The following is a 14,191-nucleotide window of genomic DNA, read 5'->3' as shown; positions in this document are numbered from 1 at the left end:
TTTCTCCCTCAAGTGCACTTCAAAAATACCTACATTAGCGCCTTCACCACCGCATCGCCCATCTCCCTGGTGCCGACCTTGGTCGTACCGGCCTCATAGATGTCCGGTGTGCGTAAGCCCTGCGCGAGAACTTTCTTGACCGCTTTTTCAACCCGGTCCGCCTGCTCCGCCTTATTCAGGGAGAAGCGCAACATCATGGCTGCCGACAAAATGGTGGCTAGCGGATTGGCAATGCCTTTGCCGGCAATGTCCGGCGCCGATCCGTGAGACGGTTCGTACAATCCCTTGTTGTTCGCATCCAGCGATGCCGATGGCAGCATACCGATCGAGCCGGTCAGCATCGCCGCGGCATCGGACAGGATGTCGCCGAACATGTTTCCGGTAACGATAACATCGAACTTCTTCGGCGCCCGTACCAACTGCATCGCAGCGTTGTCGACATACATATGATCAAGCGTGACGTCCTGATAGTCTTTGTGGACGTCCGTCACGATTTCCTTCCAGAACTGGAAGGTCTCAAGGACATTGGCCTTGTCGACACTGGTCAGGCGTTTGCCGCGCTTGCGCGCCGCCTGGAATGCAACATGGGCAATCCGGCGGATTTCAGTTTCGGCGTAACGCATGGTGTCGAAACCTTCACGTTCACCCTTGAACTGCCCGTCCGGCGCTTCCCGCACGCCGCGTGGATGGCCAAAGTAAATATCACCGGTGAGTTCGCGAATGATGAGAATATCCAAGCCGGATACCACCTCGGGTTTGAGAGTCGATGCACCGGCCAGTTCCGGATAGAGGATCGCGGGACGCAGATTGGCGAACAAATTCAGATTCTTGCGCAAACCGAGGATTGCCTGCTCAGGACGCAACGGACGTTCCAGCGTGTCGTACTTCCAGTCACCGACCGCGCCGAAAAGAACCGCGTCAGCCTGTTTTGCCAATGCCAGCGTGGCCTCCGGCAATGGATGACCATGCGCTTCAAACCCGGCGCCGCCGACCGGCGCACTTTCCATTTCAAACTGTTCGTCGAGCGCTTTCAATACCTTGACCGCCTGCTCGACGATCTCTGGGCCGATGCCGTCACCCGGAAGAATTGCGATTTTCATTTGTCGTTATAGTTGAACGTGAGAATGCGGTACTTGCAAAAAAACCTGAATCAAATGGTGTTCGTCAGCCAAGGCTGCGCGGCCAGATGACGCTCTTCAAAAGCGCGGATCTTGTCGGCATGGCGCAGCGTGAGGCCAATATCGTCGAGACCATTCAGGAGGCAATACTTGCGGAAACCATCAATCTCAAATCCGTAGCGTGCGCTTCCGTTTGCCGTACTGACCGTCTGGCTTTCGAGATCGACTGTCAGCCGGTATCCCGGAAAAGCCTTCACTTCATTGAACAGGTGATCGACCTGCGCCTCCGTCAACACGATGGGCAACAAGCCGTTCTTGTAGCAGTTGTTGAAAAAGATGTCGGCAAAGCTGGGGGCGATCACCGCGCGAAAACCGTATTGCTCCAGCGCCCAAGGCGCATGCTCGCGCGAGGAGCCGCAACCGAAATTTTTGCGTGTCAGCAGAATGGATGCGCCCTGATAGCGCGGCTGATTCAGCACGAAATCCGGATTCAGCGGGCGCTTGGAATTGTCCATTCCAGGCTCGCCGTGATCGAGGTAACGCCATTCATCGAAAAGATTCGGGCCGAAGCCGCTGCGCTTGATCGACTTCAGGAATTGCTTCGGAATGATTGCATCGGTGTCGACATTCGGCCGATCCAGCGGTGCCACCAGTCCGTCGTGTACAGTAAATTTTTCCATTTTTCCAGGCGCCACCCGTTGCCGGATGACGCATCATCCTTTATCTCTTGGCGGCGCTTTCCACTTTTTCACCGACCAGTTGCACATCTCTGCCCACGCCTTGCATCGTGTTGCAACCCATCAGAATCAGCGCGGAAATCAGCATGGCGAAATATTTTTTCATGTTATTCACCTCCCTTTTTCAAATGCCTGTCAAACGCTCAAGTACGAAAGTTAACGCATCCCGCGCACGTCAACGAAATGCCCGGTAATGCCGGCAGCCGCTGCCATGGCCGGCGAAACCAGGTGGGTTCTGCCACCCTGCCCCTGGCGTCCTTCAAAATTCCGGTTGGATGTGGAGGCGCAGCGCTCGCCCGGCTCAAGCCGGTCGGCATTCATCGCCAGACACATAGAGCAACCCGGCTCACGCCATTCAAATCCAGCTTCCCTGAAAATCTTGTCCAGACCTTCGCGTTCAGCCTGCTCCTTGACCAACCCGGAACCGGGCACGACCATCGCGAGCTTGACGTTCGACGCGCGCTGCTTTCCGCGCACGACTGCCGCTGCCGCACGTAGATCCTCGATGCGCGAGTTGGTGCAGGAGCCAATGAACACCTTGTCGATGCGGATATCGGAAATGGCCGTATTGGGCTTCAGGGCCATGTACACGAGCGCCTTTTCCATCGCATCGCGCTTGACGGCATCCTTCTCTTTTTCAGGATCAGGTACGCGGTCATCGACTGCGACTACCATTTCGGGTGACGTTCCCCAGGTTACCTGTGGCCGAATTTCCGCAGCATTCAGGGTCACCACCAGGTCGAACTTCGCGCCAGGGTCGGAATGCAATGTACGCCAGTATTCGACCGCGCGGTCCCAATGCGGGCCAACTGGCGAGAACGGGCGTCCCTTGACGTAATTGATCGTCGTCTCGTCCACCGCCACCATGCCGGCACGCGCGCCCGCCTCGATCGCCATGTTGCAGATGGTCATGCGGCCTTCCATCGACAGCGAACGGATGGTCGAGCCGGCGAATTCGATGGCATAGCCGGTGCCGCCGGCGGTTCCGATCTTGCCGATGATGGCAAGAACGATGTCCTTGGCGGTAACGCCAAACGGCAGTGCGCCATCGACCTGCACCAGCATGGCCTTCGACTTCTTGGCCAGCAAGGTCTGGGTCGCCAGCACGTGTTCAACTTCGGACGTACCGATTCCATGGGCGAGACAGCCAAACGCGCCGTGCGTGGAAGTATGCGAATCGCCGCACACCACGGTCATTCCCGGCAGGGTTGCACCCTGCTCCGGACCGATGACATGCACAATCCCCTGGCGCTTGTCGCGCATGCTGAAGTAAGTAAGACTATGTTCTTTGGCATTGGCGTCGAGTGTCTCGACTTGCAGTCGGGAGACCGGATCGGCGATGCCGTTGATGCGGTCGGTGGTCGGCACGTTATGGTCGGCCACCGCGAGGTTGGCGGAGATGCGCCACGGTTTGCGTCCGGCGATCCTCAATCCTTCAAAGGCCTGCGGACTGGTGACCTCATGCACGAGGTGGCGGTCGATGTACAGGATGGCACTTCCGTCCTCCTCGGTATGGACGACGTGCGATTCCCAGAGTTTGTCGTAGAGCGTTTGAGCCATGATTCAGGATGTGCGTCGGTGCGCGAAACGGTCAAAATAGTGCCCGATTATGCCACATTTGTGCAACGCAAAACCATGCCGCAGCAGCAGCGCCCAGAATGAAAAACGCCCGCAAAACCTTGCGGGCGTTTCATTGACGATCAGGCAACCTGGATATTGCCGGATGTTTGATCAACGTTGTCTTTTTGCTTGCTCGTAGAGCGGCGCAACTCGCTGAGCATAATTGGCGAGATCATTGAGACGGTCGCCGGGTGCCGGGTGGGTAGACAAGAATTTGATCGGCGCGCCGCCACTCACCTGTCCCATCTTTTGCCAAAGGGTGACCGCCGCCTTGGGATCGTAGCCGGCACGTGCAGCGAGTTCGATGCCGACGCGATCCGCCTCGGTTTCATGCCGGCGCGAATTAGGCAGCCCGAGCAATCCCATATAGGCAAATTCAGCGCCTTTTGCGCCAAGATCGCCCAACCCGAGAAGCGCCGATCCCGCCGAGATCAGCCCGCCTGCCACCATCTGCTCCGACGCGCGCTCGCGTGAATGTTCCCGCAATGCATGCGCGATTTCATGGCCGAGCACTGCCGCCAGTTCATCGTCCGTGATCTGCAGCTTTTCGATCAGGCCGGTGTAGACGGCAATTTTCCCGCCGGGCATGGCCCAAGCGTTCACCTCGGGCGACGTTATCACATTCGCCTGCCAGTTCCAGCGCGGCGCATCGCTGCGAAAGTGCACGGTTTGCGGAATGAGACGACTGACGATTGCACCGACACGTTGCACCTGGGCAGGATTGCGATTCAGCGTGCCCTTTTGTCGTTCCTTGGCAATAAGGTCGGAATATTGTTCGTTGGCAGCCTGGTTGATCGCCTCGGAGGATACCGCCATCCGCTGCTCGCGCTCCACGCCGACCACGCCGCTCTGGGTGGTCTGCACAGTTTCGCAGGCCACGAGCGTCATCGCCATGACGGCAAGCGACAAACGGCCGCAAATTCGTTTTTTACCCAGCAATGTCATTTTTTCTCCTTATGTGGTTGCCAGCGGTAGGAAAAGGCAGCCGCCGCAGCCGCCGCAAGCGAGAGCGCCGCCGCCATCAAATAGACTGTACGAGAACCGAATGTATCCCAGAATCCACCCATGACAAGACCGCCCAATGTGCCTCCCAGACCATACGATATGCTGGTAAACAGGGCATGTCCGCGCGCCTGCAGCGGACCGGCAAACCAGCGCTGCAACGTGGCGACGGATGCAGAATGATGAACGCCGAACGTTGCCGCGTGCAAAATCTGCGCAAACAACAGTATGGCCAATGATTCGGCACCGAGACCGATCAGTAGAAAGCGCAGCACCGCGATCAGGAGGCTGGCCATCATCATCTTTTGCACACCGAAACGCCGGAAAATCGGTGCCTGGTAAAAGAAAAAGACGATTTCCATGATGACGCCAAGCGACCACATCAAGCCTATCACCGTATTGCTGTACCCTATTTGCGCTAGGTAAAGCGAATAGAAGACATAGAGCGACGCGTGCGCGGCAATCATCAGGAAGGTCGACGCAAAGAAAGCGATGATTTCCCTCCGCCGCAACAATGTCATTACGGACGGCACATCGTGGCTTGCGGGCTGCGGTGGGGACTCTTTCATGCGCAAGCTGCCGAACATCACCAGGGCGAGCATCGCCACGGTAATCCAGGGCATGAGTTGTATGCCCCAGCGATCAAGCATCTGCCCGGCGAACGTGACGGTGATGATGAAGCCGACCGATCCCCACAAACGTATCCGGCCATAGTGCGTCATGTCGCCGCGCATTTCCGATAGCATCAGCGCCTCGGATAACGGCCCTTGCGCGCTCGTGAACAGGTGAAACAAAACCATCACGACAAAAAACTGCGCGAAAGTCTGGCCGACGAAGATCCCGAAAAACGTCGTCAGTGCCGCGATCGCGGTAATCCGCAACACCTTCACCCGCTGCTGCTGGCGGTCCGCAACCCACCCCCATAGATTGGGGCCGAATATGCGCATCACCTGCATCAGGGACATCAGCACCCCGATCTGTGCAGCGGTCATCCCCTTGTCAGCGAAGTACAACCCGGCATACGGCGAAAAAACACCGACGTAACCGTAATACGCGAAAAAAAACAGGGCAAAGCTGAAGGATTGTTTCTGCCAGGAGGGTTGATGCACGGAGTGTTCTTTAATTCGGAGGTCGGTGAACGCATCCATCCGAATCGTAGAACGGACGCGGCCCTCTTCAATCGCAGCGATATGGCGCCGCTGCGGCGATGCGGAATTACTTGATGCGGGATTCGATTTTCGGGGTAGGCACTTTCACATCGCCGCACTGCGCGCGATGACGCAATGCATGGTCCATCAGGACCAGTGCAAGCATCGCTTCGGCGATCGGCGTCGCACGAATGCCGACGCAGGGGTCGTGGCGCCCAAATGTTTCCACGTCCACCGGCGCCCCTTCCTTGTTGATCGAACGGCGTGCCGTGCGGATGCTGGATGTCGGCTTGATGGCGATGGATACGGTGATGTCCTGCCCGGTTGAGATCCCGCCGAGAATGCCGCCCGCATTATTGGATGCAAATCCTTCCGGCGTAAGCTCATCGCCGTGCTCGGTTCCCTTTTGCGCGATCGACCGGAATCCGGCTCCGATTTCTACGCCCTTTACGGCATTGATCCCCATCATGGCATAGGCAATTTCGGCATCCAGCTTGTCGTAAATGGGCTCACCCAATCCGACCGGGACTTTCTCGGCAATGACGTCGATCCGTGCGCCGCAGGAGTCCCCTGCCTTGCGCAACTCGTCCATATACTCTTCAAGCTGAGGCAGGATGGTCGAATTGGCAGCAAAGAACGGGTTTTGCGGAACATGCTCCCATGACTCGAATGGAATCAGGATGTCGCCTAGCTGGCTCATGCAACCTTTGAACGTGGTGCCGAATTGTTGTTTCAACCATTTTTTGGCAATCGCCGCTGCACCTACCACCGGCGCGGTGAGGCGAGCCGACGACCGGCCGCCGCCACGCGGGTCACGAATACCGTACTTATGCCAATAGGTGTAGTCGGCGTGTCCGGGGCGAAAGGTCTCCACGATGTTGCCATAGTCCTTGCTGCGCTGGTCCTCGTTCCGAATGAGCAACGAAATCGGCGTGCCGGTAGTTTTCCCTTCATAAACGCCGGAAAGTATTTCTACCGTGTCCGACTCCTTGCGCTGTGTAACGTGCCGCGATGTACCCGGCTTGCGGCGATCCAGTTCAGGCTGGATATCTGCTTCCGACAAGGGCATTCCCGGAGGACAGCCGTCGATCACACAGCCGATTGCCGGGCCATGCGATTCTCCAAAAGTAGTGACGGTAAACAGTGAGCCAAGGGTATTGCCTGACATGATGGACGAGAGCTTATGTGGAAAGGATCGATTTTAGCGCATTGACGGTTGGCTATTTAAAAACCCGGGCAAGACGATCAACGATCTTCGGCAGTAAACGATGCTGATGCAAATGCGACACATTTGCGTTGATTAGGGTGCGCCCAAAATGTTGCCCTTAATCAATAAATCCATATACTATTCGAAGAAAAATGAGAATTTGGAGAGGACAATGCCCCCAAGCATCACGTCATCGGACGACGAACTCGTTTTTCTCGACGAGGGGATGCCGCCAGTCCGCGCAGCGGAGCGCACGGTCGAAGAACCATGGCGTGTAATGATCGTCGACGATGACGCCGACGTCCATTCGGCAACCGTCCTTGCGCTGAGCAACATGCCGATCCAGCAGAAGCCGCTTGTGTTTCTGCATGCGTACAGCGCTGCCGAAGCCCGGGATCTGCTGGCACGGGAAAAGGAGGTGGCGGTCATCCTGCTCGACGTCGTGATGGAGCGGGAAGATGCAGGTCTGCAACTTGTCCGCCATATCCGCGAAGACCTCAAGCAGACTGAAGTGCGGATCATTCTGCGCACCGGCCAGCCGGGCTATGCGCCTGAAATGGATGCGATCAGGGACTTCGACATCAATGACTACAAAAGCAAAGCGGAACTTACCCGCGTCAAGCTCTATACCGCAGTAACCGCAGCCATCCGGTCGTACCAGCAGATTCGCACCATCAACGCCAACCGGCGTGGCCTGGATCTGATCGTTCGGGCCAGCACGGAACTGATGGCCTTGCATGGATTGCCGGACTTCGCCGCTGGCGTCCTCGCCCGGTCTGCAAGACTGCTTGGATTGAAGCCCGACGGCGTGTTGTGCGTGCTGGAGGAGCATGGAACGACCCGAAGATTATTCACGATCGCTGCCGCGGGCCGCTATGCCGCGCTGGTCAGAAAACCGCTAAATCCAAGGACCCATGCCTTGCTGGGCGATGCACTGTGCCAGGCGCTGGCGCTACGGCGCAACATCCACACGCCGGAGTCGGCGGTACTCTATCTTGCCGGCAGCGCCAATCGCAGTTTTGCGGCCTATCTGCATACCTCCACACCACTGAATGAGCTCGAACAGCGGTTACTTGAAGTTTTTTGCAGCAATGTGGCAATCGGGCTCGATAACGTCGAATTGGTGAATCGCCTGCATGACTTTGCGTTCTTTGATCCGCTTACCAAGCTGCCCAATCGCACCGGATTGAAGGAAGCACTGGATACCAGGCTCGCCGGCATGGACAAGGCCTGCGCGACATTGGCTTTGGTCGATATAGATCATTTCGCTGAAACGAATGATGCGCTCGGCCATCAGTTCGGCGATCAATTGCTGCTGGGCGTGGCAGCCCGTATGCAATCCCGCCTCGGCAAGAAACTGACCATAGGCCGGGTAGGCGGCGACACGTTCGGCCTCATCGGCGATTCCGATCAGGTCAGTCCGGCGGTGATTCTTGGTTTGTTCGAAGAACCGTTCAGCATCGATAACAACGACGTGCAGTTGTCGGCCACCATCGGACTCGTGAAGCTTGCCGACTATGCCGCGGACACCGGCACCGATGCACTAAAGGACGCCGACATCGCGTTGAAGCGGGCGAAATTGCAGCAGCGTTCCGGCCACTTCTATTACTCCCACAGCATGGGGATGGACATCCGCGAGCGGGTACGCATGATGCATGCATTGCGCAGCGCATTCCAGGACAGGGAACTCTTCGTCGTGTACCAGCCGCAGATCGACCTTGCGAGCCGCAAGCCGGTCGGCGCAGAGGCCCTGCTCCGCTGGAAATCAAAAGACGGCAGCTGTATCCCGCCCGACCGGTTCATTCCGATTGCCGAGTATTCCGGCCTGATCATCGAACTCGGCGAATGGGTGCTGCGCGAAGCGTGCATGGAGCAGATGCGTCTGCAGAATCTGGGGTTGGAAGATTTCCGGATGTCGGTCAATGTATCGCAGGTCCAGTTCCGGCATCCTCACTTCCTGGCCATGCTGCGCAAAGCGTTGGATGACACCGGAATCAAGCCCGCGCTGCTCGAACTGGAAATCACCGAATCGATCGCGATGGAGGAGCCGGATGTGCTGATCCGTTTGCTCGGCCAAATCAAGCGACTTGGCGTGAGCATCGCGATCGATGATTTCGGCACCGGCTTTTCCTCGCTCAGTCATCTGCAGCAGCTGCAGGCGGACAAGCTGAAAATCGACCGTGCATTTGTGAATGAAATCATCCAGTCGGCGCGCGGAAGCAGCATCGCCGAAATGGTGATCCAGTTAGGGCGAAACCTCGGCATGACGGTGATCGCCGAAGGAGTCGAACACGAACGGCAGGCCGATAAGCTGGCTGCGCTCGGCTGTCCTCTTGCGCAGGGCTACCTGTTTGCCCGTCCCATGCCGAGGGCGCAGCTCATTGAATGGCTGCAGCGACGCGACGCTTCCTGATCCGGCGCATTTCCCGATGCCGACATTGCTGCAGGCTCGCCCCTCCCCGGCCTGACGGTCGACACCGCTGCCAGTCATGATCACTTCCCAAACCCCGTTCACCCTGCGGCGCGCCATTCTGTCGGTCGTCGTATTCGGCCTGCTGTTTCCGGCGCTTCTTATCAGCGGATACTCAAGTTTCAAGCGGTATAACGAGGATTTGCGGCGGCAAACCGCACTGCTGCTGCAGCAGAATGCCGATGTCCTTGCCACCGGCATGCAGGGGCCGCTGTGGAACAACAATCGCGAAAGCGCCAATGCATTGCTGAATGCAATGATTTCGCCGAACGAAGACATCGTGCGCATCGAGGTGCGGGACTCGGCACTCGGCTTGTTTGTCGCCGGCGAGCAGATCGGGCGACGGACCGGAGAAGCCGCAAGGATGGAGAAGCCGGTGATCTACCGAGGCAACCAGATCGGCACGGTCAGCATCGAAGTGGCGAACAATCGCCTGCGGACAAGCATCATGAAGGGACTGGTCGAATCGATGACCGCGGTCGCCGCACAGGCTGTGCTGTCGATCGTACTTATCCTGCTATTGCTTGAGCGGCGATTGATCGGCCCGCTGCAACGCCTCGGCGCGGGTGCGCAGAGATTGGCAGAGCGCAAGCTTGACGTTCCGTTCACATGGAAGCGACTGGACGAGATTGGCATGCTTGGCCGCAGGCTGGAGGATACCCGTGTCAGCCTGCGGATGCTATTCCAGGAACTGGACCGCAAGAATCGAGAACTCGAGCAGGATATCGACAAGCGCAAGCATGTCGAACAGGAATTGTATAAACGGGAAGAACGCTATCGGACGCTGGTTGAACACAGCCCGATAGCGATCATCGAGTGGGATGCGGAGTGGCGTGTCGTGGAGTGGAATGACGCTGCCGAGCGTATTTTCGGCTACGGGCGCGAGCAGGCGATCGGACGCCACGCCGGCTTTATCATTGCCGAGTCCGATCTCCAGACGGTGAAGCGGATCTTCCACCATCGCGGCGGCGACGGCCGCAGCCTGATCCGCACCCACCGGGCGGATGGCAGCAGCATCGTCTGCCAGTGGAGCCATACGCAGATCATCGACGAAAACGGCGACACCGTACGTCTTCTGTCGATTGCCGAGGACATCACCGAAAAGCGGCAGGCGGAAGAAGACCGAATGGCGTCGGAGGCGAAATTTTCGGGCGCGTTTCAGTGCAACCCCGACGGCGTGGCCATCATGCGGCTGGACAACGGCGTGATCCTTGATACCAATGCCGCGGGTATAAAAATCACGGGTTTCACGCGCGAGGAAACGATCGGCAAGAGTTCGCTCGAGCTAAACCTCTGGGCTGAACCGGAGCAGCGCATGGTTTTGTTTTCCAGGCTCAAACAAGAAAAAACAGTGAGTGAATTCAGCTGGAAGATGCGGACCAGGGCGGGCGAAATTCGCCAATGTGTCGTCAATGGCACGGTGTACGAGGTTGGCGACGACAAGTACGTGTTGACAGTGGTGCGGGATATTACTGACCAGCTCGTGCTTGAAGCACAGAAATCGGAAGCTGACCGCGCACTGCTGCGCCTGGCACAAGGCACACAGGATATTGCCGGCGAATCGTTTTTCGAGTTGCTGGTTGCCGACCTGGCATCCGCGCTCCGGGTCGAGCGCGCATTCATTGCATTGCGCAATGCCGAGGCCCCCGACCGGATGCGAAGCATCGCCGCCCATGCAAGGGGGCGGAGGATCGCCGATTTTGAATACGACATCGTAAATACGCCCTGCAATCGCGTGCTGGATGGCGACATCTGCGTCTTCGCCGACATGCTCCAGAGTCATTTTCCCGAAGACGTCGCACTGACCGAACAAGACTGCGAAAGCTACGCAGGCGCGCCGTTGCGCGATTCGACCGGCAATATCGTCGGAGTTTTGTGCGTCATGCATACCCGGCCGCTGGGAAATCCATCACTGGTGAAGTCGCTGCTGCAGGTATTCAGCGAGCGTGCATCGGCGGAACTCGAACGCAAGCGGGCCGAGCAGGAATTGCGAACGAGCGAACAGCGCTTCTCGAAAATCTTCCAGTCCTCGCCGGTTGCCATGTTCGTGGTCCAGGTACGCGGCGGGCACAAGGTCAAGGATGTGAACGCGGCATTCGAACGTCTGTTTTTACGCAGCCGTGAAGACGTGATCGGCAAGAGCACTGTTGAGCTTTCGCTTTATTGCAATATGGCGGAAAGGGCTTCACTGATCCAGGAACTGCGCGAGACCGGCGCGACTGACGGATCCCGGGAGATATGGATGCTCCGCGGAGACGGCAACCGTCTTCTGATCCAGTTTTCCGGGTACACCTTCAACCTGGAGGGAGAAAAATTCGGCATTCTGGCGTGCACGGATGTCACCGAGAAGCGCCGTTTCGAAGACGAGATACGGGAACTGAATGCCACTCTGGAACAGAGGGTGATCGAGCGCACCGAGGAACTGCAGCAGGCCAATGAAGAACTGGCCTATACATTGGAAACACTCAACAAGGCCCAGGAGGAATTGGTGCGCAGCGGGAAGCTGGCAGCCCTGGGCTCATTGGTTGCCGGCATTGCGCATGAACTCAACACGCCGATCGGCAATAGCCTGATGGTTGCGAGCACCCTTGCCGACCAGACCCGGTCCCTGTCGGACAGGTACCATGCCGACGCGGGAATAAAGCGTTCCGAGCTGGAAGCCTTCCTGCAGGATGCCGGCAAAGCCGGCGACATCATGGTGCGCAATCTGCATCGTGCGGCAGACCTGGTTGCCGGATTCAAACAAGTAGCGGTGGACCAGATCAGTTCGCAACGGCGCCGGTTCCGGCTTGCTGAAACGGTTTCCGAAATCATCCTGACCTTGTGGCCCACGTTGAGGAAAACGGACGTCAAGGTAAATTGCAGCATTCCGCCCGACATGCTGATGGACAGCTATCCGGGCCCGCTCGGCCAGGCACTCACCAACCTGATCAATAACGCGGTAGTGCATGCCTTTGGCGACCGCTCGAGCGGCACATTATGGATCTCGGCCCATGCAGGCACCGATGATTGGATTGAAATTACGCTCATGGATGATGGTGCCGGGATTTCGCCGGCCAACCTGAACCGGATTTTCGATCCCTTCTTCACCACGCGGCTCGGCGCAGGAGGATCGGGACTGGGACTGAACATCACGCACAACATCGTTACCGGCGTACTGGGCGGCAGGATACAGGTGCAAAGCGAGGTCGGTGTTGGAACCGTCTTCGTCCTGACACTGCCTTCAAGCGCCCCCCACCGCCAGGTTGACGCAAACGCGGCAGGATCCGGGCTGACCCTGGCGTAAGCGATCAGGCCGTGATCGATTCCGCCAGTGCCGCCGCGCTCAGGTATGCATTCTCGATCCGTCCGGCTCCATCGAGTCCGGCGGAGAACCAGTCACCGCATGTACCAATACGCAGCTGGGGATCCCACAGGCAGGCGGAAGGGAGCGGTTCGATGGCCTGTGCAAAGCGCCACCGATGGACTGCCGCATATACCGGTTGCACATCTGATCCGGTAGCGGAATGAAACGCCTTCAGGAGCTTTTCCTTGACGCGCTCCGGGTCATCTTCCAGATGCTCGGCGCTCCACTCGGTGGAAGCATGGCCGACCCAGTGCTCGCCTGGACGCCGCTGCGGCTTGGATGCGTCATGTGCGATCCATGCAAGCCGGGAGTTCCTGATCCATGCGCCGTCGTAGCCTAGTCGCAGTTCCTGTTCGAAACCGAGCAGCAGCGACCAGCATGGCGCCAGCCTCGCCTGCGCTGCCTGCAACGCCATCATTGGCGCCGCCGCCAGCAATGGGGCGGCCTGGTCAGCAGGCATCGCAATAATCACTGCATCGAAGGGACCGGCACTGGCTTCGATCGCAACCGTTTCGGCACTCACCCGCAATAGCCAACCGTCATGATATGACTCGATTTGCGTCACCCGCTGTCCGGTTCGCACATCGAGATCCTGTGCGAGATGCCGCCCGAGCGCATTCATGCCCGGCACCGCGACAAATCGCTGGCCGGAGAGCCCGGCGGCAATCGCAACGCCGGAGTCCAGTGTTACCAGCCGCGCTCTCCACAAGTCGATGAGGCCTGCCCTGCACCACGTCGCCACCTGCCGCTGAAAAGCCGGTTGCCGGGCGGTGAAATATTGCGCGCCATGATCGAAGCCGCCGAGTTCGGTCTCCCTTGTACTCATTCGACCTCCGGCAGAATCGCTTTTTTCGTACACCGTGACCGAATGCCCGTGCGTCGCCAATTGCCGTGCGCACGTAAGTCCGGCCATGCCGGCACCAATAACGGCTATCTGCATGAGACTGATCCTTTTGGACAGCGGGCTGGGTCAGGTGCGGCAATCACGACCGAGCGTGAAAAAGCCGTCCATGGCACACACCATGCACGGCTGAATCTGCGTGTGTGTTGCATCGAGGCGCTTAATTGTCTCGCATACTCCACTTGCTTATTCGACCTGCTTATTCGTCACCCTCGGTAGGCCAATCGCGGATATAGGCTTTCAGCATTTTGTTTTCAAAACTTTGCGCTTCGAAAACCGCTTTCGCCACGTCGTAGAAAGACATGACGCCCAACAATGTCTTTGCATCCACCACCGGCACATAGCGGGCATGCCGCTCCAGCATCAGTCGGCGAACTTCGTTGATGTCGGTATCGGGCGTGATGGTGATCGGGTGGTCGTCCATATGCTTGCGGACGGTTTCGCCACCGACCTCACCCTTGTTCAGGTGCAGGGTTTTCATGACTTCGCGAAAGGTCAGCATACCGACCAGTTCGCCGTATTCCATCACCACCAGGGAACCGATGTCCTTTTCGGCCATGGTATTGACCGCTGCGAGCATGGGCGTATCGGGCGTGACTGTGTACAGGATATTGCCTTTGACTTTAAGAATTTCTGAAACTT

11 protein-coding genes are annotated in these 14,191 nt (G+C 58.0%); 2 read left to right on the top strand and 9 right to left on the bottom strand.

Features of this window, described 5'->3' with window-relative positions; genetic code table 11:
• Positions 1-29: 29 nt before the first annotated feature.
• The 7 genes from leuB to aroC all read right to left on the bottom strand — a co-directional run bounded on the left by leuB (position 30) and on the right by aroC (position 6,793).
• The gene (gene leuB, locus VGU61_RS04915) at positions 30-1,100 is read right to left on the bottom strand and encodes a 3-isopropylmalate dehydrogenase (protein WP_326857984.1); all 1,071 of its coding nucleotides are present in this window, start codon (positions 1,098-1,100) and stop codon (positions 30-32) included.
• Between the two features lie 50 nt (positions 1,101-1,150).
• Positions 1,151-1,798 (bottom strand): 3-isopropylmalate dehydratase small subunit, encoded by a 648-nt coding sequence (leuD, locus tag VGU61_RS04910; protein WP_326857983.1) that lies wholly within the window; start codon positions 1,796-1,798, stop codon positions 1,151-1,153.
• Positions 1,799-1,838: 40 nt separating this feature from the next.
• Positions 1,839-1,961, bottom strand: a complete 123-nt coding sequence (locus VGU61_RS04905) for an entericidin A/B family lipoprotein (protein ID WP_326857982.1) — start codon at positions 1,959-1,961, stop codon at positions 1,839-1,841.
• A 50-nt stretch (positions 1,962-2,011) separates the two neighbouring features.
• Complete coding sequence (gene leuC / locus VGU61_RS04900; RefSeq protein WP_326857981.1) at positions 2,012-3,415, bottom strand: 3-isopropylmalate dehydratase large subunit; 1,404 nt, start codon at positions 3,413-3,415, stop codon at positions 2,012-2,014.
• A gap of 171 nt (positions 3,416-3,586) precedes the next feature.
• Positions 3,587-4,420, bottom strand: coding sequence for a M48 family metallopeptidase (locus VGU61_RS04895; protein WP_326857980.1), 834 nt, complete (start codon positions 4,418-4,420; stop codon positions 3,587-3,589).
• Positions 4,417-5,586: an MFS transporter gene (locus tag VGU61_RS04890; RefSeq protein WP_326857979.1), complete on the bottom strand. Its 1,170-nt coding sequence runs from the start codon at positions 5,584-5,586 to the stop codon at positions 4,417-4,419. The genes VGU61_RS04895 and VGU61_RS04890 overlap by 4 nt, the downstream gene beginning before the upstream one ends.
• Positions 5,587-5,692: 106 nt before the next feature.
• On the bottom strand, positions 5,693-6,793 hold the full coding sequence (aroC, locus tag VGU61_RS04885) for a chorismate synthase (RefSeq protein WP_326857978.1): 1,101 nt from the start codon (positions 6,791-6,793) through the stop codon (positions 5,693-5,695).
• Between the two features lie 211 nt (positions 6,794-7,004).
• Between aroC and VGU61_RS04880 the strand changes: the two genes are divergently transcribed.
• The gene (locus VGU61_RS04880; RefSeq protein ID WP_326857977.1) at positions 7,005-9,245 is read left to right on the top strand and encodes a two-component system response regulator; all 2,241 of its coding nucleotides are present in this window, start codon (positions 7,005-7,007) and stop codon (positions 9,243-9,245) included.
• Between the two features lie 76 nt (positions 9,246-9,321).
• Entirely contained in the window at positions 9,322-12,588 is a 3,267-nt protein-coding gene (locus VGU61_RS04875) for a PAS domain S-box protein (RefSeq protein ID WP_326857976.1), read from the top strand.
• Positions 12,589-12,592: 4 nt separating this feature from the next.
• Here VGU61_RS04875 and VGU61_RS04870 read toward each other — a convergent pair whose 3' ends face one another.
• Positions 12,593-13,588: an NAD(P)/FAD-dependent oxidoreductase gene (locus VGU61_RS04870; RefSeq protein ID WP_326857975.1), complete on the bottom strand. Its 996-nt coding sequence runs from the start codon at positions 13,586-13,588 to the stop codon at positions 12,593-12,595.
• A gap of 160 nt (positions 13,589-13,748) precedes the next feature.
• On the bottom strand, positions 13,749-14,191 hold a 443-nt coding region (locus VGU61_RS04865; RefSeq protein ID WP_326857974.1), incomplete at its 5' end, for a CBS domain-containing protein.

The sequence above is a fragment of the Noviherbaspirillum sp. genome (genome assembly GCF_035944575.1).
Lineage (GTDB): Bacteria > Pseudomonadota > Gammaproteobacteria > Burkholderiales > Burkholderiaceae_D > Noviherbaspirillum.
The sequence above is the reverse complement of the archived record's forward strand: the minus strand, read 5'-3'. Positions and strand labels throughout refer to the sequence as shown.

Coding starts and splice junctions, on each gene's coding strand:
- VGU61_RS04875 (WP_326857976.1), top strand. CDS start 9,322: ATGATCACTTCCCAAACCCCGTTCACCCTGCGGCGCGCCATTCTGTCG.
- aroC (WP_326857978.1), bottom strand. CDS start 6,793: ATGTCAGGCAATACCCTTGGCTCACTGTTTACCGTCACTACTTTTGGA.
- VGU61_RS04895 (WP_326857980.1), bottom strand. CDS start 4,420: ATGACATTGCTGGGTAAAAAACGAATTTGCGGCCGTTTGTCGCTTGCC.
- leuC (WP_326857981.1), bottom strand. CDS start 3,415: ATGGCTCAAACGCTCTACGACAAACTCTGGGAATCGCACGTCGTCCAT.
- leuD (WP_326857983.1), bottom strand. CDS start 1,798: ATGGAAAAATTTACTGTACACGACGGACTGGTGGCACCGCTGGATCGG.
- leuB (WP_326857984.1), bottom strand. CDS start 1,100: ATGAAAATCGCAATTCTTCCGGGTGACGGCATCGGCCCAGAGATCGTC.
- VGU61_RS04905 (WP_326857982.1), bottom strand. CDS start 1,961: ATGAAAAAATATTTCGCCATGCTGATTTCCGCGCTGATTCTGATGGGT.
- VGU61_RS04870 (WP_326857975.1), bottom strand. CDS start 13,588: ATGCAGATAGCCGTTATTGGTGCCGGCATGGCCGGACTTACGTGCGCA.
- VGU61_RS04880 (WP_326857977.1), top strand. CDS start 7,005: ATGCCCCCAAGCATCACGTCATCGGACGACGAACTCGTTTTTCTCGAC.